The organism is Microbacterium sp. MMO-56, from assembly GCF_037146215.1.
GTDB lineage: Bacteria > Actinomycetota > Actinomycetes > Actinomycetales > Microbacteriaceae > Microbacterium.
Window position 1 is genome coordinate 217,276 of sequence record NZ_JBBCVW010000001.1, and the last position, 26,114, is coordinate 243,389.

Annotated in this window: 29 protein-coding genes; 21 read left to right on the forward strand and 8 right to left on the reverse strand. The window is 72.0% G+C overall.

Annotated elements, in window-relative coordinates:
- The first annotated feature begins 1 nt into the window (after position 1).
- Genes rpmF through mutM form a run of 3 tightly spaced genes read left to right on the forward strand, consistent with a single transcriptional unit; the run spans position 2 to position 1,874 of the window.
- The gene (gene rpmF, locus WFI00_RS00965) at positions 2-211 is read left to right on the forward strand and encodes a 50S ribosomal protein L32 (protein ID WP_196323994.1); all 210 of its coding nucleotides are present in this window, start codon (positions 2-4) and stop codon (positions 209-211) included.
- Positions 212-227: 16 nt separating this feature from the next.
- Positions 228-920, forward strand: coding sequence for a ribonuclease III (rnc, locus tag WFI00_RS00970; protein ID WP_336631302.1), 693 nt, complete (start codon positions 228-230; stop codon positions 918-920).
- A gap of 6 nt (positions 921-926) precedes the next feature.
- Positions 927-1,874, forward strand: a complete 948-nt coding sequence (mutM, locus tag WFI00_RS00975; protein WP_336631301.1) for a bifunctional DNA-formamidopyrimidine glycosylase/DNA-(apurinic or apyrimidinic site) lyase — start codon at positions 927-929, stop codon at positions 1,872-1,874.
- Here the strand turns inward: mutM and WFI00_RS00980 are convergent.
- The 3 genes from WFI00_RS00980 to WFI00_RS00990 all read right to left on the reverse strand — a co-directional run bounded on the left by WFI00_RS00980 (position 1,837) and on the right by WFI00_RS00990 (position 4,192).
- A complete protein-coding gene (locus tag WFI00_RS00980; protein WP_336631300.1) occupies positions 1,837-2,910 on the reverse strand; it encodes a GNAT family N-acetyltransferase in 1,074 nt (357 codons plus the stop codon). The two genes, mutM and WFI00_RS00980, sit on opposite strands and share 38 nt — an antisense overlap.
- Positions 2,907-3,989: a GNAT family N-acetyltransferase gene (locus WFI00_RS00985; RefSeq protein WP_336631299.1), complete on the reverse strand. Its 1,083-nt coding sequence runs from the start codon at positions 3,987-3,989 to the stop codon at positions 2,907-2,909. Before WFI00_RS00985 ends, WFI00_RS00980 begins: the two co-directional genes overlap by 4 nt.
- A gap of 74 nt (positions 3,990-4,063) precedes the next feature.
- Positions 4,064-4,192, reverse strand: a complete 129-nt coding sequence (locus WFI00_RS00990) for a hypothetical protein (protein WP_336631298.1) — start codon at positions 4,190-4,192, stop codon at positions 4,064-4,066.
- A gap of 444 nt (positions 4,193-4,636) precedes the next feature.
- Between WFI00_RS00990 and smc the strand changes: the two genes are divergently transcribed.
- The 7 genes from smc (at position 4,637) to WFI00_RS01025 (ending at position 13,310) form a co-directional block, all read left to right on the forward strand.
- Positions 4,637-8,164: a chromosome segregation protein SMC gene (gene smc / locus WFI00_RS00995; RefSeq protein ID WP_336631297.1), complete on the forward strand. Its 3,528-nt coding sequence runs from the start codon at positions 4,637-4,639 to the stop codon at positions 8,162-8,164.
- Between the two features lie 22 nt (positions 8,165-8,186).
- Positions 8,187-9,059 (forward strand): signal recognition particle-docking protein FtsY, encoded by an 873-nt coding sequence (ftsY, locus tag WFI00_RS01000; protein ID WP_336631296.1) that lies wholly within the window; start codon positions 8,187-8,189, stop codon positions 9,057-9,059.
- A gap of 58 nt (positions 9,060-9,117) precedes the next feature.
- A complete protein-coding gene (locus tag WFI00_RS01005; RefSeq protein ID WP_336631295.1) occupies positions 9,118-9,618 on the forward strand; it encodes a DUF2004 domain-containing protein in 501 nt (166 codons plus the stop codon).
- Between the two features lie 112 nt (positions 9,619-9,730).
- Positions 9,731-10,612, forward strand: a complete 882-nt coding sequence (locus WFI00_RS01010; protein ID WP_336631294.1) for an ABC transporter ATP-binding protein — start codon at positions 9,731-9,733, stop codon at positions 10,610-10,612.
- Positions 10,609-11,484: an ABC transporter permease gene (locus WFI00_RS01015; RefSeq protein WP_336631293.1), complete on the forward strand. Its 876-nt coding sequence runs from the start codon at positions 10,609-10,611 to the stop codon at positions 11,482-11,484. Before WFI00_RS01010 ends, WFI00_RS01015 begins: the two co-directional genes overlap by 4 nt.
- A 15-nt stretch (positions 11,485-11,499) precedes the next feature.
- Positions 11,500-12,672, forward strand: a complete 1,173-nt coding sequence (locus tag WFI00_RS01020) for a sensor histidine kinase (protein ID WP_336631292.1) — start codon at positions 11,500-11,502, stop codon at positions 12,670-12,672.
- On the forward strand, positions 12,669-13,310 hold the full coding sequence (locus WFI00_RS01025) for a response regulator transcription factor (protein ID WP_336631291.1): 642 nt from the start codon (positions 12,669-12,671) through the stop codon (positions 13,308-13,310). The genes WFI00_RS01020 and WFI00_RS01025 overlap by 4 nt, the downstream gene beginning before the upstream one ends.
- A 79-nt stretch (positions 13,311-13,389) precedes the next feature.
- On the opposite strand, the gene lipA is transcribed toward WFI00_RS01025, so the two are convergent.
- Complete coding sequence (gene lipA / locus WFI00_RS01030; protein ID WP_336631290.1) at positions 13,390-14,406, reverse strand: lipoyl synthase; 1,017 nt, start codon at positions 14,404-14,406, stop codon at positions 13,390-13,392.
- A gap of 44 nt (positions 14,407-14,450) precedes the next feature.
- On the reverse strand, positions 14,451-15,098 hold the full coding sequence (lipB, locus tag WFI00_RS01035; RefSeq protein ID WP_336631289.1) for a lipoyl(octanoyl) transferase LipB: 648 nt from the start codon (positions 15,096-15,098) through the stop codon (positions 14,451-14,453).
- A 61-nt stretch (positions 15,099-15,159) separates the two neighbouring features.
- Between lipB and WFI00_RS01040 the strand changes: the two genes are divergently transcribed.
- Together WFI00_RS01040 and ffh are read left to right on the forward strand one after the other, a co-directional pair.
- On the forward strand, positions 15,160-15,714 hold the full coding sequence (locus tag WFI00_RS01040) for a TetR/AcrR family transcriptional regulator (protein ID WP_336631288.1): 555 nt from the start codon (positions 15,160-15,162) through the stop codon (positions 15,712-15,714).
- Positions 15,715-15,726: 12 nt separating this feature from the next.
- Entirely contained in the window at positions 15,727-17,289 is a 1,563-nt protein-coding gene (gene ffh / locus WFI00_RS01045; protein ID WP_336631287.1) for a signal recognition particle protein, read from the forward strand.
- Positions 17,290-17,325: 36 nt separating this feature from the next.
- On the opposite strand, the gene WFI00_RS01050 is transcribed toward ffh, so the two are convergent.
- Entirely contained in the window at positions 17,326-18,045 is a 720-nt protein-coding gene (locus tag WFI00_RS01050) for an SGNH/GDSL hydrolase family protein (RefSeq protein WP_336631286.1), read from the reverse strand.
- Positions 18,046-18,054: 9 nt separating this feature from the next.
- Positions 18,055-19,242 (reverse strand): glutamate--cysteine ligase, encoded by a 1,188-nt coding sequence (locus WFI00_RS01055; RefSeq protein WP_336631285.1) that lies wholly within the window; start codon positions 19,240-19,242, stop codon positions 18,055-18,057.
- 195 nt (positions 19,243-19,437) lie between these two features.
- Between WFI00_RS01055 and rpsP the strand changes: the two genes are divergently transcribed.
- The 5 genes from rpsP (at position 19,438) to WFI00_RS01080 (ending at position 22,490) form a co-directional block, all read left to right on the forward strand.
- Positions 19,438-19,869, forward strand: a complete 432-nt coding sequence (gene rpsP / locus WFI00_RS01060) for a 30S ribosomal protein S16 (protein WP_336631284.1) — start codon at positions 19,438-19,440, stop codon at positions 19,867-19,869.
- 5 nt (positions 19,870-19,874) lie between these two features.
- Complete coding sequence (locus WFI00_RS01065) at positions 19,875-20,105, forward strand: RNA-binding protein (RefSeq protein ID WP_336631283.1); 231 nt, start codon at positions 19,875-19,877, stop codon at positions 20,103-20,105.
- A gap of 1 nt (position 20,106) precedes the next feature.
- Entirely contained in the window at positions 20,107-20,727 is a 621-nt protein-coding gene (gene rimM, locus WFI00_RS01070) for a ribosome maturation factor RimM (RefSeq protein ID WP_336631282.1), read from the forward strand.
- A 1-nt stretch (position 20,728) separates the two neighbouring features.
- The gene (gene trmD, locus WFI00_RS01075) at positions 20,729-21,418 is read left to right on the forward strand and encodes a tRNA (guanosine(37)-N1)-methyltransferase TrmD (protein WP_336631281.1); all 690 of its coding nucleotides are present in this window, start codon (positions 20,729-20,731) and stop codon (positions 21,416-21,418) included.
- A 211-nt stretch (positions 21,419-21,629) separates the two neighbouring features.
- A complete protein-coding gene (locus WFI00_RS01080) occupies positions 21,630-22,490 on the forward strand; it encodes a DUF559 domain-containing protein (RefSeq protein WP_336631280.1) in 861 nt (286 codons plus the stop codon).
- A gap of 139 nt (positions 22,491-22,629) precedes the next feature.
- Here the strand turns inward: WFI00_RS01080 and map are convergent, their stop codons facing one another.
- Positions 22,630-23,412 (reverse strand): type I methionyl aminopeptidase, encoded by a 783-nt coding sequence (map, locus tag WFI00_RS01085; RefSeq protein WP_336631279.1) that lies wholly within the window; start codon positions 23,410-23,412, stop codon positions 22,630-22,632.
- 52 nt (positions 23,413-23,464) lie between these two features.
- On the opposite strand from map, the gene WFI00_RS01090 reads away from it, so the two are divergent.
- The 4 genes from WFI00_RS01090 to WFI00_RS01105 all read left to right on the forward strand — a co-directional run bounded on the left by WFI00_RS01090 (position 23,465) and on the right by WFI00_RS01105 (position 26,091).
- Complete coding sequence (locus tag WFI00_RS01090) at positions 23,465-23,962, forward strand: MFS transporter permease (protein ID WP_336631278.1); 498 nt, start codon at positions 23,465-23,467, stop codon at positions 23,960-23,962.
- Between the two features lie 190 nt (positions 23,963-24,152).
- Positions 24,153-24,500 carry a 50S ribosomal protein L19 gene (gene rplS / locus WFI00_RS01095; protein ID WP_336631277.1) on the forward strand — a complete coding sequence of 116 codons (348 nt, stop codon included), beginning with the start codon at positions 24,153-24,155 and terminating at the stop codon, positions 24,498-24,500.
- Positions 24,501-24,670: 170 nt separating this feature from the next.
- Positions 24,671-25,435 (forward strand): signal peptidase I, encoded by a 765-nt coding sequence (gene lepB, locus WFI00_RS01100; protein ID WP_336631276.1) that lies wholly within the window; start codon positions 24,671-24,673, stop codon positions 25,433-25,435.
- Entirely contained in the window at positions 25,432-26,091 is a 660-nt protein-coding gene (locus WFI00_RS01105; RefSeq protein ID WP_336631275.1) for a ribonuclease HII, read from the forward strand. The genes lepB and WFI00_RS01105 overlap by 4 nt, the downstream gene beginning before the upstream one ends.
- Positions 26,092-26,114: the final 23 nt, after the last annotated feature.

A 26,114-nucleotide genomic window follows, 5' to 3' on the forward strand; every position in this document is an offset into this window, starting at 1 on the left:
CATGGCAGGTAACCCCCCGAAGCGGAAGGTCTCCCGCTCCAACACGCGCTCGCGTCGCGCGCAGTGGAAGGCGGAGCCCACGCCCCTCGTCAAGACCGTCGAGAACGGCAAGGTCGTCTACAGCCGTCCGCACCAGGCGAAGGTCGTCACCGACTCGCAGGGCACCGAGCTGTTCCTCGAGTACAAGGGCCGCAAGGTCGCCGACATCTGATCGCGGCTGCCCGATCATGGCAGACGCACGATCCGAGCACCGCGTGCTCACCGACAAGCTCGGGGTCGACATCGACCCCGAGCTTCTGTCGCTCGCCCTGACGCACCGCTCGTTCGCGTATGAGAACGGCGGTGTGCCGCACAACGAGCGGCTGGAGTTCCTCGGCGACTCGATCCTCGGCCAGGCCGTCACCGTGCACCTGTTCACGACCCACCCCGACCTCGAGGAGGGGGCGCTGGCGAAGCGCCGGGCGAGCGTCGTGTCGACCGTCGCCCTCGCCGAGGTCGCGCGGTCGATCGGCCTCGGCGAGCATCTGCGCCTCGGCCGCGGCGAGGACCAGACCGGCGGGCGCGACAAGGACTCGATCCTCGCCGACACCATGGAGGCCGTCTTCGGCGCCGCCTTCCTCTCCGCCGGCGGGGAAGCCGCGACCGATCTCGTGCTGCGCCTGGTCGCTCCGCTGATGGCGGACCCCGAGCGCTACGGCGCCGCGATGGACCCCAAGACGAGCCTGCAGGAGCTCGCCGCCCGTCGTGCCGAGGCGCCGCCGGTGTACATCGTCGAGGCGGACGGCCCCGACCACAACCGCACCTTCACGGCGACCGTGACGGTCGGCGGCACCTCTCGGACGGGCACCGGCTCCAGCAAGAAGCAGGCCGAGATGACGGGCGCGCTCGCCCTCTGGTACGCGCTCACCGACCTCGGCTGATCCGCGATGCCCGAGCTCCCCGAGGTCGAGGTCGTGCGTGCGGGACTCGCGCCCGCGGTCGTGGGCGCCGTCGTCGACGCCGTCACGGTGGTCGACGACCGCGCGCTCACCCGTCACCCGGGCGATGCGCTCTCGTTCGAGGCCGCGCTGACGGGGCGCACCGTCTCCGCCGCGGCCCGGCGCGGCAAGTTCCTGTGGCTTCCGCTCGAGGACCGCGGCACCGCACGCGACGAGGCCGTCGTCGGGCATCTCGGCATGAGCGGACAGCTGCTGCTGCGGGCGTCGGGTGCGCCGCGGGAGCGGCACGAACGGGTGCGGCTGGACATCCGCCACCCGCTGCACGGAGAGCTCGCCGTGGTCTTCGCGGACCAGCGCACGTTCGGCTCGCTCGCGATCGACCACCTCGTCCCCACAGGCGACGACGCAGCCGGAGGCCGCGGGACGTCTCAGGCCGCCGTGCCGTCGCAGGTCGCGCACATCGCCCGCGACCTGCTCGACCCCGCCTTCTCCGACGAGCGGTTCCGCCGCGCGCTCCGGGCGAAGCGGTCCGCGATCAAGCGCGTGCTGCTCGATCAGACCGTCGTCAGCGGCGTCGGCAACATCTACGCCGACGAGGCTCTGTGGGCCGCCCGGATCCATCCCGACAGCTCCGCCTCGGCGCTCTCCGCGCGCGCGGTGGGCCGGCTGCTGTTCGAGGCGCGGTCCGTGCTCGAGAAGGCTCTCGCCGAGGGAGGGACGAGCTTCGACTCCCAGTACGTCAACGTCAACGGGCAGGCCGGCTACTTCGCTCACTCGCTGAACGCGTACGGACGTCAGGGTGCGCCGTGCCCACGGTGCGGCCGGCCCATCGAGCGGGTCGTGTTCATGAACCGATCGTCGCACTACTGCGCACGCTGCCAGCGGGTCGCGGACGTCCCTACACGAGCCGCCGTTCCCAGGCGCCCCCGACCGTGAGCGGGACGAAGCCGATCGCCTCGTTGACGTCGAGCATCGGCCGGTTCTCCTCCGCGTTGAACGTCGAGATGAACGGCGACTGCGGCACGAGCTCGCGCCAGCGCAGGATGTTCGCGCACTTCACGATCGTGCCGAGACGGTGTCCCCGGTGCTCGCGCGCGACGAGCGTGCCCCACTGGTTGGTCGGTCGGGTGCGGTCCTCGCCGATCGAGAGATCGTTGTACGCGACGACCCGTCCGGTGGGCACGTGCACCACGGCGGCCACCGACACGAGAAGGCCCGCCTCGGCGATCCTCCGGTCGCGCGTCTCGACGCGCGCGGCGTCCCAGGTCTCCTCGGTCATCGTCAGTCCGCCCGCCGGGACGTCGGTGGACATCCGGGAGAGGACGAACGCGAAGCTCTCCCGCAGGTGCTCCGGGGTGGGTGGCGTGAACGTCACGAGCCGGTAGTCGGGCCCGGCGACCACGAGGGCCTCGTCGAGCATCGCCCGCACGACGTCGAGCGGCGCCGTCAGGTCGAGCGAGCTGTTGCGATCGACCTGCGCGAGCGCGAACCCCGCGTCGAGGTAGAAGCGCGCGGTGCCGTCGAGGGGGACGGCGCCGAAGCCGGACGGCGAGGGGACCGGCTCGGCGTCCGCGTCGATGCGGTGCGCCGTGTAGGTCTGCAGCGCGGTGCGCCCCAGGGCGCGCGCCTCGGCCTCGAGCTGCGCGAGGAGCGCGCGCTCCACGTCTCCGCCGCGCGCGGCGGGGACCACCCCGAGCTCGAACTCGACCTCGGTCGCGCCCTCCTCGCGCGGCACGCTCAGCACGAGCGCACCGACGGGGCGCCCCTCGGCATCCTGCGCGAGGAACCCCCGGCGCAGCCGATAGGTCTCGTCCTGCCAGCCGGGGAGCTCCTCGGACGGCTCGACGCGCAGGTGGTCCAGCCCGAGGTCGTGTTCGAGGGCCTCGTTGAGGACCGCGATCGTCGCGGCGAACACCGCGGCGTCCGCGTCGTCGAGGCGGTCGGGCACGGGGACGGGGACGATCGTGGTCACGTCAGGACCTTCTTCCAGGCGCCGTTGTAGGCCAGAGGCGCGAAGCCGATCGCCTCGTTGATGTCGAGCATGGGCCTGTTCTCCTCGGCGTTGTAGGTGATCACGCGCGGCGACCGCGGGGCGATCTGCGCGCGCCAGGTGCGCAGCCCCGCGCACTTCACGAGCATCCCGAGTCGGTGGCCCCGGTGCTCCCGGAGCACGAGGGTGTCCTCCTGGTGCGAGGGGCCGGTGGGATCGGGCCCCAGCACGAGTTCGTTGAAGGCGACGAGCTCGCCGGTGCCGATGTGCTGTGCCGCCGTGACGAGCATCGTCCGTCCGCCGTCGAGCGCTTTGCGGTCGTGGCGGGCTACGCGCTCGGCGTCCCACTGCTCCTCGTCGAACTCGAGTGCGCCCATCGGGGTGTCGGTCGACATCCGCGACTTCATCCAGGCGTACCCCGCGACGCGCTCGGGCGGGGTCGGCACCTGCCACTGCACCACGCGGTATCCCTCGGCCGCGGCTTCCGCCTCGGCGTGGAGTCGATCGACCGTGGCGGCGGATCCGGCCAGATCGAGCGCGCTCTCGCGTTCGATCTGCTCCAGGGTGTAGCCGTTGCGCAGGTAGAAGCGGGCGACCCGGTCCTCGGGGATCGATCCGAAGCCGGTCGGGGGTGTGAGGCGGGGTCCCGGCGCGTCGGGATGCTGTGCCCAGGACTGCAGGACCGTGCGTCCCGCCTCACGCGCGGTCCGCTCGATGAGGTCGTACGCGGCCGTGCCGATTCCGCGGCCGTGAACGGACTCGAGCAGTTCGATGAGCCAGAACGCGGTCCGCGAGCCCGTCTCGAGCGGGAGGTCCACCCCGGCGCGGCCCACGATGCGGCCGTCGAGGATCACGGCCCACACGTGCCGGATCTCCTCGGGATCGGGACGGTAGAAGGGGAGGAGCTCCTCGGGCGTGACCGCATCGTGGTCGCTGCCGGAGATCTCGAGGTACACCTCGTTGCGGACGCGGGTGAACTCGCGGAACTCGGCGGCGTCGGGACCGTCGATCGATGCGGGGATGGTCAGGGGGCGGAACTGCGCGCCGTGCGAGGCGGTCATGTCGAGTCCTTCGGGGGTCGGGTGTCGGGGGGAGGGGGGGGACGTGGGGCCCCGGGCGGAGCCCCACGTCGGGATCATAGGAACGGACGGACCTGCAGCAGGCGCTGCCAGTCGTTCTCCCGCTGCAGGCGGTCGCGCTGGGCGAGCCGCAGACGGCGTTGCTCGTGATCGGACGAATCGTGGAACCAGGTGGAGGTGCGCATGGTGGTGTGCTTTCGGTGGGTGTCGGGCGGATGGCCCGGAGATGCCGCGCGACATCGCGGACGGATGGCGGAGCGGGTGAGGGTGCCGGCGTGCGCGGCAGGGGATCGCGTTCAGGACGCGGGGAGGCGGATCGTGCGGCGCCGGGTCATCCACGCACGGGGGCGCGGATCCCGCACGGCACGGAGCCGGGGCGGAGTTCTCGCGGGGCGGCGACTAGTGCGCGGCGACGGCGGCGCCGAAGGAGCGGGTCCCCGAGAACGCACGAGCGGGAGCGAACGCTCCGGCGGCGATGGTGATGTTCATGTGAATCATGTCAGGGACCTCCTTTCTCGACTTCTGACGCGATCTAGGACACTAGCGGGCACTCCTGTCGCGCGTCAAGACGGCGCGCGCACTCCTGTCCGCTAGCGTGGGTGCGACACCCACCCGGCGGAGGACGACGCATGCACCTGAAGAGCCTGACGCTCAAGGGATTCAAGTCGTTCGCGCAGCCGACCGCCTTCGCGCTGGAGCCCGGCGTGACGTGCATCGTCGGACCCAACGGATCGGGCAAGTCCAACGTCGTGGATGCGCTCGCCTGGGTCATGGGGGAGCAGGGGGCGAAGACCCTCCGCGGCGGCAAGATGGAGGACGTCATCTTCGCGGGGACCTCGACGCGCGGGCCGCTCGGACGGGCCGAGGTGCAGCTGACGATCGACAACTCCGACGGCGCCCTGCCGATCGAGTACAGCGAGGTGACGATCAGTCGGACGCTGTTCCGCAACGGCACGAGCGAGTATGCGATCAACGGGGAGAGCTGCCGCCTCCTGGACGTCCAGGAGCTCCTCAGCGACTCGGGGCTCGGGCGCGAGATGCACGTCATCGTGGGGCAGGGCCGCCTCGACAGCGTCCTGCAGGCGAGTCCGGAGGACCGGCGCGGCTTCATCGAGGAGGCCGCGGGCATCCTCAAGCACCGCCGCCGCAAGGAGAAGACCCTCCGCAAGCTCGAGGCGATGGAGGCGAACCTCACGCGCCTGAGTGACCTCGCGGGCGAGTTGCGCCGTCAGCTCAAGCCGCTCGGGAAGCAGGCGGAGATCGCGCGGGAGGCGGCCACGATCGCCGCCGTCGTCCGCGACGCGAAGGCGCGGCTGTATGCGGACGAGCTCGTGGCGCTCCGCGCCCAGCTCGCCGACCACGCCCGCAACGAGCAGGAGCGCCACGCCGAGCGCCTCGTTCTGCAGGACGACGCAGACCAGCTCAAGCGGCGCGTCGAGGAGCTCGAGCGCCACGAGCGCAGCGAGGCCGTCGACAGCGCGCGAGGTGTCGCGTTCGCCTTGGAACGCGTGCAGGAACGGCTGCGCGGGCTCTACTCGCTCGCCGGTCAGCGCCTGGCGCTGCTCGAGGACGACGGCACGCTCGCGCTGGAGGTCGCGACCGTCAGCCAGGCCGTCATCGACGAGGCCCGCACCGAGATCGACGACATCGCCTCGGGCCTGGGTGCGGCCCAGGATGCCGCAGCCGCGGCCGGTCGCGATGTGATCCGCGCCCGCGCCGAGCTCGACGCCCTCGACGCGGACATCGCCGCGCAGAGCGCGCTCGTCTCCGAGCACGACATGCGCCTGACGAAGCTCCGCGGCACGGCAGAGGCCGCCGGGTCCCGCCTGGACGCGCTCCGTGCCGGCGCCGAGCGTCAGCAGCGGGCCCTCGATGCCGCCCTCGCCCGGCGCGCCGAGACGGAGGCGGAGGTCAGGGACGTCGACCCCGAGACCGCGCCGGAGGGATCGTCCGCCGAGTTCGCGGCCGCCTACGAGCGGGCCCAGCGCGATGCCGCCGCCGCCGAGGCCGAGGTGTCGGCCCTGCGCGAGCGCCTGCACGGCGTCGAACGCGAGATCGAGTCGCTGACGGCGCAGGCCGCGGCCCTGGGGCGTGCGCTCGACGTCCGCAACGCGGCGGCGAGTCTCATCGCCCGTGGAGGCGGAGGCATCAGCGGCCTGGTCGGAGACGCCGTCAAGGTCACCCCCGGGTACGAGGTGGCGATCGCGGCGGCCCTCGGCGCGCTGGCGGAGGGAGTCCTGGTCGACCGGATCGACGACGCGCTCGCCGTGGCCCGTGACGCGCGCGACGGCGACTTCGGCGCCGTCGACATCGCGATCGCCGATCCGGGGCACGACGCCATCCCGCTCCGCGCCGCCGGGGCCACGCCCGCCGCGGAGGTCGTCACCGCTCCACCGGGGATCGTCGGACTGCTCGCCGACGTGCTCATCGTGGACACGCTCGACGACGTCGCGGCGGTACGCGCCGCCGTGGCCGACGCCGATCGCCCGGCCAGGATCGTGACCCGCTCCGGCGAGATCGCCACCGTCTTCACCCTGCGCGCGGGCTCGGGGGGCGGCCGGTCCCGCCTCGAGCTGGCGGCCGAGCGCGATGCCGCCGCGGATCGGCTGGGTGAGATCCGAGTCGTCGCGGACTCGCTGCGCGAGGCGCTGGCGGACGCACAGGCCGGGTGGGAGGAGGGGCGGCAGCGCACGCGCGACGCGCTGCAGCGCCTCCGCGAGCACGACGCCGCCCTGGCCGCGCACACCGAGCAGCTCAACCGCGCCACCGTGCGCCACGAGGCCGCCGTCGCCGAGTGCGAGCGCCTCGAGGCGGGGGTCCGGCAGGCGCAGGTGGCCGTCGCGGAGGCGGAGACGGCGGCGCGGATCGCGGAGGATGCGCTGCACACCGCCCAGCAGGCGCCCCGGCCCATCCTCGACGCCTCGGCGCGCGACGGGCTGCTCGGCGACCTCGATGAGGCCCGCGATGCGGAGATGCGGGCGCGGCTCGACGTCGAGACCCTCAAGGAGCGCGTGCGGGCGGGCGAAGCGCGGGTCGATCAGCTCACCCGGCAGCGGGAGCGGGAGCGCGCGGCGGCGGCGGAGGCGGCGCGGCGCGCGGTCATCCGGCGCGCCCAGCGCGAGGTCGCCGCGGACGTCGCAGCGAGCCTGCCCCCGCTGCTCGACTCGGTCGACCGATCGGTGACGCAGGCACGCGTCGAGCTGCAGCTGGCGGAGCAGGCGCGCACGGCCCTCACGGCAGAGCTGGCCGAGCTGCGGACGCGGGACGCCGCCGTGCGCGAGCGGCTCGCGGGTCTCACCGAGAGCGTCCACGGTCTCGAGCTGCAGATGCACGAGAAGCGGCTCTACGTCACGAGCCTGCTCGAGAGGGTGGCCTCCGAGCTCAGCCTCGACGAGAATATTCTCGTTTCGGAATACGGCCCCGACCGACCCGTGCGGTCCGACGCGGACGAGGGTCCCGGGGGCGACGGAGAGGACGCCGAACGGGGTCCGTTCGACCGCGCCGCCGAGCGCAGACGGCTGCAGGAGGCCGAGCGCAAGCTGGCCCAGCTCGGACGGGTGAATCCGCTCGCGCTGGAGGAGTACGCCGCGCTCGAGCAGCGTCACGCGTTCCTCACCGAGCAGCTCTCCGACCTCGTCCAGACCCGCGCGGACCTCGAGACGATCATCGGCGAGCTCGACGAGCGGATGGCGACGATCTTCGTCGCCGCGTTCGAGGACACCAAGACCGCCTTCGGCGAGGTGTTCCCGATCCTGTTCCCGGGCGGCGCGGGCAGCATCTCGCTGACCGATCCCGAGCACCCGCTCACCACCGGCATCGAGGTGACCGTGCGCCCCGTCGGCAAGAAGATCGAGCGACTGTCGCTCCTGTCCGGAGGGGAGCGATCTCTCGCCGCGGTCGCCCTGCTGACGGCGATCTTCAAGGCCCGCCCGAGTCCGTTCTACATCCTGGACGAGGTCGAGGCGGCGCTCGACGACGCCAACCTGGGGCGCCTTCTCGGCGTGTTCGAGCAGCTCCGGGCATCCAGCCAGCTCATCGTCATCACCCACCAGAAGCGGACCATGGAGATCGCCGATGCGCTGTACGGGGTCTCCATGCGCCAGGACGGGGTCTCCGCCGTCGTCGGCCAGCGGGTGCGCGATCGCGCGGCATCCTGAGTCCACGCCGTAGGCTGGGGGCATGGCGGAGAACTCCTGGTCGCTCGGACGTGCGCTGCGCGGCATGTTCGTCAAGCCCACGATCGACGAGACGACGTGGGAGGACCTCGAGACGGCGCTGCTGACGGCCGACTTCGGTCCCGACATCACCGAGCGGATCGTCGACGAGCTGCATGAGAAGGTCGACCGCTACCGGACGACGGATCCCCGTGATCTGCAGCGGATGCTCAAGGAGACCCTCGAGGAGCACTTCGCGAAGTTCGACACGACGCTCCGTCTCACCGAGCGACCCGCGGTCGTCCTCGTCGTCGGCGTGAACGGCGTCGGGAAGACGACCACGATCGGCAAGTTCGCCAAGTTCCTGCAGCGCTACGGCCGCTCGGTCGTCGTCGGCGCCGCCGACACCTTCCGCGCCGCCGCGGTCGATCAGCTCGCGACGTGGGCCGAGCGGGGCGGCGCGACGATCGTCCGCCCGCAGCACGAGGGCCAGGATCCGGCGTCCGTCGCCTACCAGACGATCGACTACGCGAAGCAGACGGGCACCGAGATCGTGCTCGTCGACACCGCGGGACGCCTGCACACCAAGGGCGGGCTGATGGACGAGCTCACGAAGATCCGCCGGGTCATCGAGAAGCAGGCGCCCATCAGCGAGGTGCTGCTCGTGCTCGACGCGACCACCGGGCAGAACGGCGTGATGCAGGCCGAGGCCTTTCTGGAGCACGCGGGGGTCACCGGGCTCGTGCTGACGAAGCTCGACGGATCGGCCAAGGGCGGCTTCGTCCTCGCGGTGCAGGAGCGCACCGGCATCCCGGTGAAACTGCTGGGCCAGGGCGAGGGGATCGGCGACCTGACCGGCTTCACGCCGCACGTGTTCGCGGCCGCGCTGGTCGACTGAGGCGGCGACATGCGGCGGCGGGGTCGCGTTCGGGCGACGAGGGTGGTTGCATAGGGCCATGGCGATCGAGCACGACTACTTCGGACTCCTCGAGTCCGGACCCGACGGATCGATCTTCTGGTCCGAGACCGTCGACTTCGCGGACCAGCGGGTGACCGTCGATCTGACCGCGCCCGATCAGGACGACGTCTCCCAGGCGGCGCTCGACGTCGCGGCGGGGATGATCTCCTCGCTCGAGCAGATCGACCTCGCCGCGCGCAACGCGATGGTCTCCGAGCTCGACGACCGCACGAGCGAGGTCACCGAGTACCTGCTGCAGCAGCAGGAGCAGTTCGGCGACGACCTCCCCGACGTGCTGGTGGACATCTCGGGCGACGTGCACATCGACATCATCCGCTCGCTCCAGCTCGTGAGCATGACGATCCTCGCCGACGAGCACGGCGGATCGGATCCCTTCGCCGTCCTCGAGTACGCGCTGGACGCGGACGCCACCGACGAGGTGCTCCTCGTCAACCTCACGAGCGACGGCGCGGTCCAGTCCGTCACGAGCGCCGACTGACGCCCGCCGCGCGAGGCCGCGACCGGAGTGCCACGGCGTCCACCGGATGGGGGACGAGACCGCCACCGGATGACGGCTGACGCGGGTGCGGCCCCGCCGCGAGGGTGGATCCATGACCGCGAGAACCGGTGCCCCCACCATTGTCCGGGGGCTGACCAAGCGATACGGCGACGTCACGGCCGTCGACGACGTGAGCTTCGAGGTGCCGCCGGGCGACGTCTTCGCGTTCCTCGGCACGAACGGCGCCGGCAAGTCGACGACGATCGGGGCGCTCACCACGGTGATCGAGCCGGATGCCGGGACGATCAGCGTCGCGGGCCACGACGTGCGCACCGAGGGCGACGCCGTACGGCGCTCGATCGGGGTCGTCTTCCAGGACTCCCTGCTCGATGCGGCTCTGACGGTCCGCGAGAACCTCACCGTACGGGCGCGGCCGTACCTCGGCTCGACGGCGCTCATCCGCGAGCGGATCGAGAGTCTGACCGACCTGATCGACCTGGGGGGCTTCCTCGATCGGCGGTACGGACGGCTGTCGGGCGGGCAGCGGCGCCGCGCCGACATCGCGCGGGCGCTGCTGCACGACCCCGAGATCGTCTTCCTCGACGAGCCGACGACCGGACTCGATCCGGCGAGCCGGCAGGCGGTGTGGCACACCGTCCACGAGCTGCGCGAGCGGATCGGGCTCACCGTCTTCCTGACGACGCACTATCTGGAGGAGACCGAGGAGGCCGACCGCGTGTGCATCATCGACCGGGGCAGGATCATCGCCGAAGGCACGCCCGACGACCTGCGCGCCCGATACAGTTCGAGCATCCTCACGCTCGTGACCGCGGCGGGCACCGAGCGGCTCTCCGTCGCAGATGCCGCCGAGGCGCGCGGCATCCTCGTGGAGCGCGGAGACGGCATCCTCGACTTCGAGTTCCGGCACGGACGGATGGACGACGTGTTCCTCGCGCTCACCGGTCGCGCCGCGGGCGAGGGGGCGATCCGATGAGCACCGTCCTCGCCTACGTCGGCCGCAACCTGCGACTGTTCTCGCGCGACCCGCTCGGTGTGTTCTTCGCCCTCACCGGCGCTCTCGTCGTCTTCCTGCTCTACACGCTGTTCCTCGGGCAGATGCAGATCGACTCGCTCGCATCGGCGCCAGGGGTGGAGCGGACGCTGGCCCGTGACTTCGTCGACGCGTGGATGTTCGCGGGGGTCGTCGCGGTCGCGGCGATCACGACGCCGCTCGCCGCTCTCTCGGTGTTCGTCGAGGACGCCGCATCCGGGCGGTTCCGCGACTTCCTCGTCTCGCCGGTGCGCCGAGCTCAACTGGTGCTCGGCTACCTGGGATCGGCGTTCCTCATCGGGCTCATCATGACGCTGGTCGTGCTCGGGGTGGCGGTGGCCTACCTCGCCGCCACGGGGCGGGCGGTCCCCGACGGCGGGGCCCTCGCGAGCATCGTGGGCTGGACCGCGCTGTCCGTCGCCGCCTACACGGCGCTGTGGGCCTTCGTCGTGTCGTTCCTGCCGACGACCGGGGCGTTCTCGGGCCTGTCGACCCTGGTCGGCACGCTCACCGGCTTCGTCGCGGGCGCGTACATCCCGCTGGGCGCTCTGCCCGACGCGGTGCGCGACGGCGTCAGCGCGCTGCCCTTCGCGCAGTCCGCGATGCTCGTGCGGCGCGAGTTCGCCGCCGCGCCCCTCGAGGCGCTCACCGGCGGAGCGTCGCCGGAGACGACCGACCTCGCCCGCGCCTACGGGCTCGAGCTGCAGGTCGGAGGCGGGGTCGTGCCGGTGGGGATCGCCGCGGCCGTGCTGGGGCTCATGGCGGTCGTGTTCACGGTGCTCGCGGTGATCCGCATCCGTGCCCGCATCCGTTGAGGGCAGGATGAAGGCATGATCAGGCACCTCTGGGTGGACGTCGCCGTCGGCGCGGTCGTCCTGCTCGGGGTGGCGATCCTGGTCGCGGTCGGTGTGGGCGACCGCGCTCCGGCAGCGCTCGGGGGTCTTGCGCTGCTCGGGGCAGCCTATCTGTGGGTGCGCCCGGTCGTCGGGACCACCGACTTCCGTCGGACCCCGTGGTCGGTGGGCCTCCTCGCGGTCGCGATCGCCCTCGTGACGTGGGCGAGTCCGGCCCTGGCGACGGTGCAGGTGATCGCCTACCCGCTCGTGTGGATCCTCAGCCCCGGCCGTCGCGCGGCGGTGTGGGGATCGTGCGCGGTCGGCGTCGGGATGTTCGTCGGCTTCGCCGGAGGGCTCGGGTTCACCGCGGGCGCCGTGCGCGAGGCCGCGATCGTCGCCGCGCTGTCGGCGGGGTTCTCGGTCGCGATGGGGTGGTGGATGAGCGCGATCGCGGCGTACGGGGAGGAGCGCGCGCGACTGGTCGCGGAGCTCACGTCCGCGCAGCGGCAGGTCGAGGCGCTGAGCCGCGAGAAGGGAGCGGGCGAGGAGCGCGAGCGTCTCGCGCGCGAGATCCACGACACGCTCGCCCAGACGCTCGCGGGCCTCGTGATCCTCGCCGAGCAGGCGGGGCGCCGCGCGCACTCGGGCGACGTCGCGGGGGCCACGGAGACGGCGGGGCGTCTCGAGGCGGTCGCGCGCGAGGCTCTGGACGAGGCGCGCGCCCTCGTCGCCCGCACCGCCGCCGTCCCGGGCGATCAGGCGCTCGAGGCGGCCGTCGAGCGGCTCGCCGCCCGCTTCCGCGCCGACACCGGGTGGGAGATCGCCGTCACCGCGCCGGCAGGCGCGGAGGCGCTCGACCGGGACGCGCAGGTCGTCGTCCTGCGCTGCCTGCAGGAGGCGCTGGCGAACGCGCGCAAGCACGCGGCGGCGACCCGCGTCGCCGTCGAGGTGCGCCGCGAGCCGGGCGGGGGCGTGCGGCTCTCCGTCGCGGACGACGGGCGGGGGTTCGACCCCGCATCCCCGGCGCTCGGGTACGGCCTCGACGGCATCCGCGACCGGGTCTCCCTCGCCGCCGGCACGGTCGAGGTCGCGTCGGCCCCGGGGGAGGGGACGACGCTGACGGTCGTGCTTCCGGCGGCGTCCGAACGGATCGGCGGCGCGGCATGATCCGGCTGCTGATCGCCGACGACCATCCGATCGTGCGGGCGGGGCTCGCGGGTCTGCTCTCCGACGAACCCGACATCGACGTCGTCGCCGAGGCGTCCGACGGCGACGAGGCGGTCCGCCTGGCCGCGCAGACCCGGCCGGACGTGGTGCTGATGGACCTGCGGATGCCCTCGGTGGACGGGGTGACCGCCACGGCGCGCATCGTCGCGGCCCGCGGGGAGTCGTTCCCTCCGCGCGTGCTGATCCTCACGACCTACGAGAGCGACGATCAGATCCTCGCCGCGATCGAGGCGGGGGCGAGCGGATACCTGCTGAAGGCCGCGCCTCGCGAGGAGATCATCGCGGGCATCCGCTCGGTCCTCGCCGGACAGACGGCTCTCTCGCCGGCGGTCGCGGCACGTCTGGTCGAGCGGATGCGGCGCCCCGATCCCGCGGCGCCGGTGCTGACCGCGCGCGAGACCGAGGTGCTCGGGCGGGTCGCCGCCGGGGATGCGAACAAGCAGATCGCGCTGCGGCTGGGCATCGGCGAGTCGACGGTGAAGACGCACCTCCTGCGCATCTACGAGAAGCTCGGCGTCGACAGCCGAACGCGCGCCGTCACCCTCGCCCTCGAGCGCGGCTTCCTGTCGCGCCCATGACACCCCCGCGAGACCGCAAATGTGCGCTCTCCGGGCGGATTGCGTGACATTCGGGCGGTCTCGCGAGGGCGGGTGGACCTCAGACGGCCTGGGCGAAGGCGGGGGAGTCGGTGTCGGAGCGTGCGAGGTGGGCCAGGTGAGCCGGCAGCTCCCGACCCTTCGACGTCATCGACTGGGCCCACAGCCGGCCCGCGCGGTACGACGAACGCACGAGGGGACCGGCGAGCACTCCGAGGAATCCGATCCGCTCCGCCTCCTCCTTGAAGGCGACGAACTCGTCGGGCTTGACCCAGCGCGCGACGGGGAGGTGCCGGGGGGACGGTCGCAGGTACTGGGTGATCGTGACGATGTCGGTGCCCGCATCGTGGAGGTCCTGCAGTGCCTGGATCACCTCCTCGGGCTCCTCGCCCATGCCGAGGATGAGGTTCGACTTGGTGATCAGCCCGGCCGCCCGCGCCTGCGTCAGCACGTCGAGCGAGCGCTCGTAGCGGAACGCGGGGCGGATCCGCTTGAAGATCCGGGGCACCGTCTCCACGTTGTGCGCGAAGACCTCGGGGCGCGCCTCGAAGACCTCGCCGAGGAGGGCCGGGTCGCCGTTGAAGTCGGTCGCGAGCAGCTCGACGCCGGTGCCGGGGTTGACCGCGTGGATCTGCCGGATCGTCTCGGCGTTCAGCCAGGCCCCGCCGTCGGGCAGGTCGTCGCGCGCGACACAGGTCACCGTGGCGTAGCGCAGCTGCATCCGGCGGACGCTGTCGGCGACGCGGCGCGGCTCGTCGGTGTCGTAGTCCGCGGGCTTGCCGGTGTCGATCTGGCAGAAGTCGCACCGGCGCGTGCACTGGGATCCCCCGATGAGGAAGGTCGCCTCCCGATCCTCCCAGCACTCGTAGATGTTCGGGCAGCCCGCCTCCTGGCAGACCGTGTGGAGCTCCTCCCCCTTCACGAGCGCCTGCAGCGCCTGGTACTCCGGGCCCATCTTCGCCTTCGTCCTGATCCACTCCGGCTTGCGCTCGATCGGCGTCTCGGCGTTGCGCACCTCCAGGCGCAGCAGCTTGCGTCCCGCCGGGGCGTTCGCCGGTCCGGACTCGCTGGGCGTCACGCCGCACGCCCCGGCGTTGTCTGGAGCGCCCGTCCCGCAGGCGCTCACGCGGCGACCTCCGCCGTCGTCGCGAAGGATGCCCGGAACGCATCCGCCACGGCATCCACCACGTCGGCCGGTCGCACGTCTCGACCGAGCATCTCGCTGAGGGTCGTCACACCGGCATCCGAGATGCCGCAGGGCACGATCTGCGAGAACGGCAGCAGCGAGTTGTCGCAGTTGACCGCGAACCCGTGCATCGTGACGCCGCGCTGCACGCGCACGCCGATCGCGGCGATCTTGTCCTCGGAGAGCGGCCGGCGCACCCAGACGCCGCTGCGGCCCTCGACGCGGTATCCGTCGACACCGAGCCGCGCCAGCACGTCGATGAGGATCTGCTCGAGCCGTCGCACGTGGGCGACGACGTCGACCGGTTCGGTGAGGCGCACGATCGGATACCCGACGAGCTGTCCGGGGCCGTGCCAGGTGATCTTGCCGCCGCGGTCCACGTCGACGACGGGGGTGCCGTCGGTGGGGCGCTCGTGGCGGGCCGTGCGGGCGCCGGCGGTGAAGACCGGCTCGTGCTCGAGAAGCAGGAGCGTGTCGGGCCGGTCGCCCGCGACGACCCCCGCGTGGACCTCTCGCTGCAGCGCCCACGCGTCGGTGTAGGGGACCAGGTCGGGCGCGAGGCCCACCGTGCGCACGTCGATCATGCCGCTCCTTCGACTCGATTGTTGTACCGCGTCCAACAATACGCCTCGATACAGTGTGGGGATGAGCACCGGCCGCCCGCGCGCCACGTCGCGCGACACGATCGCCGAGGCCGCGTGCGAGCTCTTCCTCGAGCGGGGGTTCGAGGGGACCACCGTCGCCGACATCACCCAGCGGGCAGGGGTGAGCCGGTCGAGCTTCTTCAACTACTTCACCTCGAAGTCCGCGATCCTGTGGGCGGGGCTGGATGAGGCGATCTCCGCGGCGGAGGCCGCTCTCCGCGCCGGGGAGCGGGTACCCGACGTGCTGGGCCGGCTCGTCGACGAGCTCGTCCCGGACAGTCTCGCCGTCGGTATCGTCCACGGCGCGGCGATGGGCATCTCCGCCGAGCTCGCGGAGGAGCGGGCCGTGCGCACGGGGCGGCTCGCCCGCGCGGTCGCCGACCGCCACGCCGCGGACGGGATGACGCGCCTCGCCGCCGAGGCCCGCGCCGCGGGTGAGGCCGGCGCCGTGTTCGCGGCCGTCTGGGCGTGGGCGTCGTCGGGCCCTCCGCGCGGTCGGCTCGGGTCGTTGCTGGACGAGGCCCTGCGCGCCGTCGACGGGGGAGCGGTCCCGTAGAATCGGGGGATCATGGCGACTTTCGGCACCCTCTCCGACCGGCTCACTGAGACCTTCCGCAACCTCCGCACCAAGGGCAAGCTCACGCCCGCGGACGTCGACGGCACCGTCCGCGAGATCCGGCGTGCGCTGCTGGACGCCGACGTCGCCCTCGCCGTGGTCAAGGACTTCACGGCGAAGGTGCGCGAGCGCGCCCTGGGCGACGAGGTCAGCAAGGCGCTCAACCCCGCTCAGCAGGTCGTGCAGATCGTCAACGAGGAGCTCGTCGAGATCCTGGGCGGGCAGCAGCGCCGCCTGCAGTTCGCCAAGAACCCTCCGACGGTGATCATGCTCGCCGGCCTGCAGGGCTCGGGCAAGACGACCTTCGCCGGCAAGCTCGCCAAGCAGCTCGAGAAGGAGGGGCACACGCCGCTCCTCGTCGCCTGTGACCTGCAGCGCCCGAACGCGGTCAACCAGCTGCAGGTCGTCGCCCAGCAGGCCGGCGCCGCCGTCTACGCCCCCGAGCCGGGCAACGGCGTCGGCGACCCGGTGCGCGTCGCGCGCGACGGCGTCGAGACCGCGCGGCGCCAGCAGCACGACATCGTCATCATCGACACGGCGGGACGACTCGGCGTCGACGCCGAGCTCATGAAGCAGGCCGCCGACATCCGCCGGGCCGTCGACCCCGACGAGGTGCTGTTCGTCATCGACGCGATGATCGGTCAGGACGCCGTCAACACCGCGAAGGCGTTCCAGGACGGCGTCGACTTCACCGGTGTCGTGCTCTCGAAGCTCGACGGCGACGCCCGCGGCGGTGCCGCGCTGTCGGTTGCGTCGGTCACCGGGCGTCCGATCATCTTCGCCTCCACGGGTGAGGGGCTCGACGACCTCGAGGCCTTCCACCCCGACCGCATGGCGAGCCGGATCCTCGACCTCGGCGACATCCTCACCCTCATCGAGCAGGCCCAGCAGGCCTTCGACGAGGAGGAGGCCCGCAAGGTCGCCGAGAAGCTCGCGAACGAGGCCTTCACGCTCGAGGACTTCCTCGATCAGCTGCAGCAGATGAAGAAGATGGGCTCGATGAAGAAGATGCTCGGGATGCTCCCGGGCATGGGCCAGATGAAGCAGCAGCTCGAGAACTTCGACGACAAGGAGATCGATCGCACCGAGGCGATCATCCGGTCGATGACCCCTGTCGAGCGACGCAACCCCAAGATCCTCAACGGTTCGCGGCGCCTGCGCATCGCGCGCGGCTCGGGCATGACGGTCACCGACGTCAACCAGCTCGTGCAGCGGTTCGACCAGGCGGCCAAGATGATGAAGACCGTCGCGCGCGGCGGAGTGCCGTCCATCCCCGGGATGGGATCGCTGGGCGGCAAGCCGGGTGCCTCGACCAAGCGCGGCAACAAGCAGAAGGCGAAGAGCGGATCGCGTTCGGGCAACCCCGCCAAGCGCGCCGCGGAGAACGCAGGCCTCGCCGCGGCAGCGGAGAGCGCCCCCACCGGCTCGGGCTTCGGCCTGGGCGCGGGAGCGGGCTCGCCGCAGCCGAGCGAGGCCGATCTCGCCGAGATCCAGAAGCTGTTCGGCAAGGGCTGACACCCGGCCGGCGGGCGGGCGGCGGGTCCCCGCGGGTCAGCGCAGGACGCCGTCGTCGACGAGCTTCGCCCGCACGGTCTCCTCGATCGACTGCTGACCGCGCGCCGTGGGGTGGATGTCGTCGTCCTGCATCCACGAGGGATGGTCCTGCAGCGGCTGCCCGACATCGATGAAGATCCCGTCGACGAGCGCGATCGCGTCGCTCAGGTCCTCCGAGGTCGAGGCCACCTCGTCGGGCAGATCGTCCTCGTCGTTCCAGATCGTGCTGAGGCCCACGATGAGCGCGGCGGGCGCGGCCTCGCGCATCTCCTGCACCGTCGTGATGGTCTCGGCGCGCACGTCGTCGGGGTCCTCGCCGAAGTCGTTGCTGGATGCCTGGACGATCACGACGTCGGGCTGCAGGGCGGCGAGGGCCGGGACGAGCCCGGAGTACGGGGTGCCGCAGTCGCCGGAGACGACGAACCCCATGCCCCCGCACGCGAGGTTGGTGAGCGTGACGTGCTGCTTGTTGGCGAGGAGGGTCGGCCACGCCTGGCCGAGATCGAGTCCGTAGCCCGACATGAGCGAATCGCCGATCGTCACGACGCGCAGCCGGTTCGCGCCGCTCGCCGTCGGGTTCGGGGTCGCGACCGGAGCGGAGTACGTGCGCGCGACGCGCGGCACGTCCTGCGGGGTGGGGTCGGGCGCGCAGGCGGTGAGCAGGAGAGCCGACGACGCGAACACGGTGAGGATCACGGCGGATGCGCGGCGGGCCATGGAGGCAGACTACGCGGGCGGAGCTTGGTCTTCGCCGAGAGCGAGGGCCCGCAGATGATCGCGCAGCGTGGGTCCGGCGCGGAACTCGCGGATCAGGTGCTGGACGACCTCGCGCAGGTCGCCCTCCGCCGCGTCCGCGACGAGGAGCTGGCGGGCCGAGCTGCCGCCCTCGTCGAGGATCCGGGTCACGCCGGCCAGCTCGCGGGCGCAGTGCAGCTCCGCGGCGATCGGGGCGAGCCGCTCGATCGTCTCGCGCAGGTGCTCGGCGACGGGGCGCTGGGTGCCCGCGGTGTCGACGATGACGCGTGCGTCCGTCCCGTACCGCGCCGCGCGCCACTTGTTCTCCCGGGCGAACCACGGCTGGAGGGCGGGCAGCTCCCGGCCTTCGTCGAGTTCCCGCGAGAAATGCTCGACGAGCACCTGCACGAGGGCGGCGACGGCGGCGAGCTCCGGCAGGGTCGACATCCCGTCGCACGCGCGCACCTCGATCGTGCCCCAGCGCGGCGCGGGGCGGATGTCCCAGCGCACCTCCGTGGCATCCTCCATGACGCCCGTGCGCACCATGTCGTCGAGGTACGACTCGTACTGCGACCACTCGGTGAGCGGCCAGGGGAGCCCTGCCGTCGGCAGCTGCTGGAAGACGAGGGCGCGGTTGGAGGCGTACCCCGTGCGCTCGCCCGCCCAGAACGGGCTCGAGGCCGACAGTGCCTGCAGGTGGGGGAGGTAGGTCCCCAGGGCGCCGATGATGGGGAAGACCTTCGACACGTCGTCGACGCCGACGTGGACGTGGATGCCCCAGATCATCATGTTGCGCCCCCACCACTGGGTGCGCTGGATGAGCTTGTGGTAGCGCGTCTTGTCGGTGACGTCCTGGTCGTACCACTGGGCGAACGGATGGCTGCCCGCGCACAGGAGCTCGATGTCCCGCGGTGTGGTCAGCGTGCGGATCTGTGCGATCGCGTCGCCGATGTCGTCGACGGCCGCCGCCACGGTGTCGCCGATCCCGCTGGTGACCTCGATGGTGTTGGTGAGCAGCTCGCCCGTCACCGTGTAGCGCTCGTGCTCGGTGCGCTCCTCGAGCTCGGGCAGGATCTCCGGCGCGCGCCCGACGAGATCGCCCGACGCACGGTCGGCCAGCATGAGCTCCCACTCCAGGCCCACGGTGGAGCGTGCGGAGGTCGCGAAGGTCACCGTCATGGCGTCAGTCTGGCATGCGCGCGACCTGCCGGACGGCTCGGTTCGCGGCATCCGACACAATCTGGCAAAATGGACGGTTGGACCTCCCGCTCGACCCTCTATCCGGCGGAGAAGGTCCACCTCAGAGCTCCCGCCGGGTGTGCACCCCACGCTCCAGGCGACGTTCATCACCTCACAACACCATTCAGGAGAATTGTGGCTGTCAAGATCCGTCTCAAGCGCCTCGGCAAGATCCGTGCGCCCTACTACCGCATCGTCGTCGCCGACTCGCGCACCAAGCGCGACGGCCGCGTCATCGAGGAGATCGGTCAGTATCACCCGACCGAAGAGCCCTCGATCATCAAGGTCGACTCCGACCGCGCGCAGTACTGGCTGTCCGTCGGCGCCCAGCCGACCGAGCAGGTCGCCGCGCTGCTGAAGCTCACCGGCGACTGGGGTCGCTTCAAGGGCGACAAGGACGCCGTCTCGACGGTCAAGGTCGCCGAGGCCAAGGACGACTTCCAGGTCGACGCGGCCAAGAAGTCCGTCATCGTGCCCAAGGCCGAGAAGAAGGCCGAGGCGCCCGTCGCCGACTCTGCGGACGCGGAGGCCCCCGCGGCCGACGCCGAGCAGACCGACGCCGAGTAATCGCGTTGCTGTCCGCCGCGCTCGCGCACATCGTCAAGGGGATCGTCGATCACCCGGACGATGTCGTCGTCCGATCCTCCACGTCGCCTCGCGGTGACGTCCTCGAGGTGCGTGTGCACCCCGACGACCGGGGTCGGGTCATCGGGCGCGGCGGCCGCACCGCGAAGGCGCTGCGCACCCTGGTGTCCGCCCTCGCCGACGGCGCCCGCGTGCGCGTCGACGTCGCGGACGACTGACGTGGCCGCCGCAGAACCGGCCCGCACCCAGCTGCGCGTCGGGCGACTCGTCAAGGCGCACGGGCTCAAGGGCGCCCTCAAGCTCGAGCTCTACACCGACGACCCGGACGGACGATTCGTCCCCGGCGCCGTCTTCACCCTGCAGGTGCCCGAGGCCTCGCCCTGGCACGGCAAGACGGTGACCGTTCGCGAGTTCCGATGGATGAACTCGCACCCCGTCGTCTTCTTCGACGACGTCGACGACCGCTCCGCCGCCGAGTCCATCGTCCGCGCGATCCTCTGGATCGACCAGGACGAGAGCGCCCCGGCGGAGGACGACGCGTGGTTCGACCACCAGCTGGTGGGTCTCGACGTCGTGCGCGACGGGCAGACCGTCGGACGGGTCATCCGGGTGGACCACCTCCCCGCTCAGGACCTGCTCGTCGTCCAGCCCGCGGGCGGCGGCGACACCGAGGTGCTGGTGCCCTTCGTGGCCGCCATCGTCCCCGAGGTCGACGTCGCGGCCGGGCGGGTCGTCGTGACCCCGCCGGCCGGGCTGTTCGAACCGCTCGTCGACGATGACGACGAGGCTCCGCGCGACGAGGCCGCCCCGGCGATCGAGGACGAGTCGGGCGAGGCCTGACGTGCGCATCGACGTCGTCACGATCTTCCCCGCCTTCTTCGACGTCCTCGAGGTCTCGCTCCTCGGCAAGGCGCGCGGCGCGGGCATCCTGGACGTGCGCGTGCACGACCTGCGAGACAAGACCCACGACCGTCATCGCACGGTCGACGACACCCCCTACGGCGGCGGCGCCGGCATGGTGATGAAGCCCGAGCCGTGGGGCGAGGCGATCGACGAGATCTCGGATGGCGTCGACGCGGCCCCCGTGTTCGTCTTCCCGTCGCCGGCGGGCGAGGTGTTCACCCAGGCGACGGCGCGCGAGCTGGCCTCGGTCCCTCACCTCGTGTTCGGCTGCGGACGCTACGAGGGCATCGACGAGCGGGTGTTCTCGTACGCGGCGACGCGCGGCGAGGTGCGCCTCGTGAGCCTCGGCGACTACGTGCTCAACGGTGGCGAGGTCGCCGCCATGGCGATGATCGAGGCGATCGGACGGCTCGTGCCCGGCGTCGTCGGCAACCCCGAGAGTCTCGTCGAGGAATCCCACGAGGACGGTCTGCTGGAGTATCCGTCGTACACGAAACCTGCCTCGTGGCGCGGCTACGAGGTGCCGGATGTCCTCCTGAGCGGCCACCACGGCCGGGTCGCCGCGTGGCGGCACGAGCAGCAGGTCGAGCGCACGCGGGAGCGCCGCCCCGACCTCTTGCCCGACTGACCCCCGCCGCCGGGGAGGAGTCGCCGGGTCGATCCGCGACAGGAGATCCGCCCGCATCAGGACGATCCGCACCCCGGTCATCCTGTTTCGGCCGCTCGTCCTGTCCTGAGCGGATGCCGTCTCCTCCTCCCCAGGAGGCGCGACGCCGGATCCGTCCACAACGGGGCGTTCGCCGGCGTCGACGGATCCGCCCTCGGGCCAGGATGCGGGGATGACGACGAGCGATCCGCTGCTCCGCCTCGAGGGCGAGGTCCGCGCCCGCGGGGGCAGCGTGCACAGCGCGGACCTGCGTGCGGCGGGACACTCCGCGCACACGATGGCCCTCGCGGTCGCCGCGGGGCGCCTGGAGCGGATGCGCAGGTCGTGGCTGGTCGCCGACGCGTGCGATGCGGGCATCCGGCGCGCGGTCGAGGTCGGAGGGCGACTCACGTGCGTGACGGCCGCCGCCCGACGCGGGCTGTGGACCGCGCGCGCCGATGCGCTCCACGTCGCGGTGCCGCGGACGTCGTCTCGCCTGTCAGGGGACGGCCTGCGGCTGCACTGGGGTGCCGGGCCCCGGCCCGTGCCCCGGCACGCCGTCGTGGACGACGTCGTGAACATCCTGTTCCATGTGGCCCAGTGCCTTCCGCCGCCGGACGCCTTGGCCGTCTGGGAGTCGGCGATCCGGACGCGCACGGCGGATCCGGACGAGCTGAGACGCGTGGCGTGGCACAGCAGCGCCGCCGCACGGTACGCGAGCGTCGCCTCCGTGCTGTCGGATTCCGGCATCGAGACGCGGTTCGTCGGCATCCTGCGGTCGCTCGGGGTGCCCGTGCGGCAGCAGGTGCGCGTCGACGGCCATCGCGTCGACGGACTCGTGGGGGAGCGGCTCGTGCTGCAGGTGGACGGGTTCGCCCATCACCAGGCCGCCGACCGCCGTCGAGACCTGCGCGCCGACGCCCGCCTCGTCCTCCGCGGCTACACCGTCCTGCGGTTCGACTTCGTCCAGGTGCTGTTCTCGCCCGACGAGGTCATCGCCACCGTCACGATGGCGATCGCCCAGGGCCTGCACCGCGCCCCTCGACGCGGATGACCGGCCCCGCCCGCCTTCGGCGACAGGATGATCGTCCGGATCAGGACGGTTCGCCGCGGCATCGTCCTGGTTCGGCCGATCCGCCTGTTTCCGAGGCGGTCCCGGGGCGCCAGGCGGGCCCGGGGCAGGCGGGTGGGGATCAGTCGACGCCGAGGAACGACCGGTCGGTGAGGATGAGGGGACCGTCCGCCGTGATGGCGACGGTGTGCTCGGCGTGCGCGCCGCGTGAGCCGTCGGCACTGCGCAGCGTCCAGCCGTCCGCGTCGGTCACGAGCTCGTCGGTGGTCTGCAGGAACCACGGCTCGAGCGCGAGCACGAGGCCCGGGCGCAGCGGGTATCCGCGTGCCGGCTTGCCGTCGTTGGGGACGTGCGGATCGCCGTGCATGGTGCGGCCGACCCCGTGGCCGCCGAAGTCGGTGTTGATGGAGTAGCCGTCGGCGCGGGCCACCTGCGAGATCGCGTGCGAGATGTCGCCAATGCGACCGCCGGCGACCGCGGCGCCGATGGCCGCATGGAGCGCCCGCTCGGTGGTGTCGATGAGGGCGAGGTCCTCGTCGCGGGGGGAGCCCACGACGAACGAGACGGCCGAGTCGGCGACCCAGCCGTCGACGGACACCGCGAAGTCGAGCGAGACGAGGTCGCCGTCGCGGAGGGTGTAGTCGTGGGGGAGGCCGTGCAGCACGGCGTCGTTGACCGACGTGCAGATCACCTTGCCGAACGGGCTCGCGCCGAACGACGGGTGGTAATCGATGTAGCACGACTCCGCACCGGCCGCGCGGATCATCTCGTGCGCGCGGCGGTCGATCGACAACAGGTTGGTCCCCACCGTGGTGTCGTCCCGCAGGGTCGCGAGCACCTCCGCCACGAAGCGCCCCGCGGGACGCATCGCCTCGATCTCGGCCGGAGTGCGCAGCTCGATCATCGTGATCCTTTCGTCAGCTTCCATTGTGGTGGGTCGGCGTAGCATCGGAGGCATGGCACTGCGCAGTGGGTTCTATCGGTGGCTGATACCGGGCGCATTCGCCCTGCCCGCCTGGTTGTTCGTCGGATGGATCGTCTTCGGCGCCAATCCGCTGTCGCTGCTGTGGGTGCTGCTGTCCGCCCCGATCGTCCTCATCGGCCAGCTGGTGCTGAGCCTGCTCGTCCGCGCGCGCGGCACGGCGCGCGCGGAGCGCGCCGTCTCGTGGACCGACATGGGTCTCATCGGCGGCTGGAACGTGCTCATCGTCGCGCTCGGCTTCTTCTCGAACCCGTGGTGGTGGGCGCTGTTCGGCCTGACCGTCGCCGTCGGAGTGGTGGCCTTCTGGGGGGTGCTGGCGCAGCTGTGGCGCGAGGCCCGGCCCATGGGCGTGGTGCTGCGGACCCCGGCGGGCATGGGCTACGTCCCCGCCCCCGAGGCCCGGGGCGAGACGTCCGCGGTGGACCCCGAGGTGATCGTCGTCCGCGAGAAGGGCGCGCCGCCCGCGGCATGAGGCGAGGCGCGGCTGGCGCGCCCGACGCGTTTTGGTGCGGCGCCGCATCCGTGGCAGAATAGCTGTTTGTGCCCTGACCAGGCTCTGCCTCAGGGGAGCACGGTGTCGGGATCCGACGCCTCGGGCACACACCATCCTTTCCCTTCAAACTCTCGCGATCGACCTGTGGCGGTCGCAGGAAGTGACGATCATGCAGATCCTCGACTCCGTCGACGCGGCCTCGCTCCGCTCCGACATCCCCGCCTTCGCCCCCGGCGACACCGTCAAGGTGCACGTGAACATCACCGAAGGCAACCGCTCGCGCGTGCAGGTGTTCCAGGGCGTCGTCATCGGCCGCTCCGGCGATGGCGTGCGCGAGACCTTCACGGTCCGCAAGATCAGCTTCCAGGTGGGCGTCGAGCGCACCTTCCCGGTGCACTCCCCGGTGATCGACCACATCGAGGTCGTCACGCGCGGTGACGTGCGTCGTGCCAAGCTCTACTACCTGCGCAACCTCCGCGGCAAGAAGGCCAAGATCAAGGAGAAGCGCGACAACTGACGCGCCCCGGGCACTGCCCGCCGCACCACGAGCCCCGGACCGGCCCCGCGCCGTCCGGGGCTCGTCGTCTGTGCGGACACGGCACGCGGCGCGGCGCTTCGGTTCGCGTCGGATGTGCGACCCTTGAGGGTGCGCGACCGACTCGCGGTGCGCCGGCGAGAAGGACGTGCATGACCTCCGACAGTGTGGCGAGCCCCGGAACGGGTGCCGCGGTGGGCACCCAGATCCGACCGAGACGTCGCCGGGGCGTCTGGCCGCTCGTACGCGACATCCTCGTCATCCTCGTCGTCGCGGTGCTCGTCTCGTTCGTGATCAAGACGTTCCTCGTGCGCTCGTTCTACATCCCGTCCGGCTCGATGGAGCAGACCCTGATGGTCAAGGACCGGATCCTCGTCGACGAGCTGACCCCGCGGTTCACCGGGTACGACCGGGGCGACATCGTCGTCTTCCGCGATCCGGGCGGATGGCTCGACACCGTCCCCACGCCGCCGCCGGGGCCACCGCTGGTGCAGTTCGGCGACTGGCTGCTGTCGCTCGTGGGCATCACCGCGTCGGACAGCGACGAGCACCTGATCAAGCGCATCATCGGCGTGGGCGGGGATCACGTCGTGTGCTGCAATGCGCTCGGCCAGATCACCGTCAACGGCACCCCGATCGACGAGACTCCGTATCTCGACCTCGCGCCGGGCCAGAGTGCGCCGCAGCCGGTGCCCTACGACGTCACCGTGCCGCGGGGGTCCCTCTGGGTCCTCGGCGACAACCGCGACCACTCCCGCGACTCCCGGTTCAACATGGAGCAGCCCTCGCACGGCTTCGTCCCGCTCGACAACGTCGTGGGGCGTGCGTTCCTGATCACCTGGCCGCTTCCGCGGTTCGGGACGCTCGACACGCACCACGGCGTGTTCGAGGGGGTGCCCGCCGGAGCGGACGGATGAGCGTCGTCTCGCCTCGGCTCACGGTCGAGCGACGACTGCTGCGCGAGCACGCGCTCGTGATCGCGTGCGACGAGGTCGGCCGGGGAGCCGTCGCCGGGCCGGTGGCCGTCGGGGCCGTCGCGGTGGACGCGGCCCGCGCGCGGCGGCGGGTGCCGGAGGGACTGCGCGATTCCAAGCTGGTGCCCGAACTCCGCCGTCCCGCGGTGGCCGAACGGGCTGCGGCATGGGTGGGCGCCTCCGCCGTGGGCTGGGCCTCGGCCGCCGAGATCGACGAGGTCGGAATCATCCGCGCGCTGGGCCTCGCCGCCCTGCGGGCGGTCGATGGACTGCGGACGGCGGGCGTCGTGCCGGAGGAGGCGGTCGTCATCCTCGACGGGAACCACGACTACATCACGCCCGCCGGGGGCGGTGCGCTGCGCGTCCAGCCGATCGTCAAGGCGGACCGCGACTGCGCGTCGGCCGCCGCCGCCTCGGTGCTCGCCAAGGTGGCGCGCGACGACCTGATGGTGCGGCTGCACGACGATCTGCCGGTGTACCGGTGGGCGCACAACAAGGGATACGCGAGCGCGGATCACCGCTCCGCGATCCGGTCGCACGGTCTGAGCATCCATCACCGGGCGTCGTGGGCCATCGCGGACGCACCGACGCTGTTCTGACGCGCGCCTAGACTGGATCCACC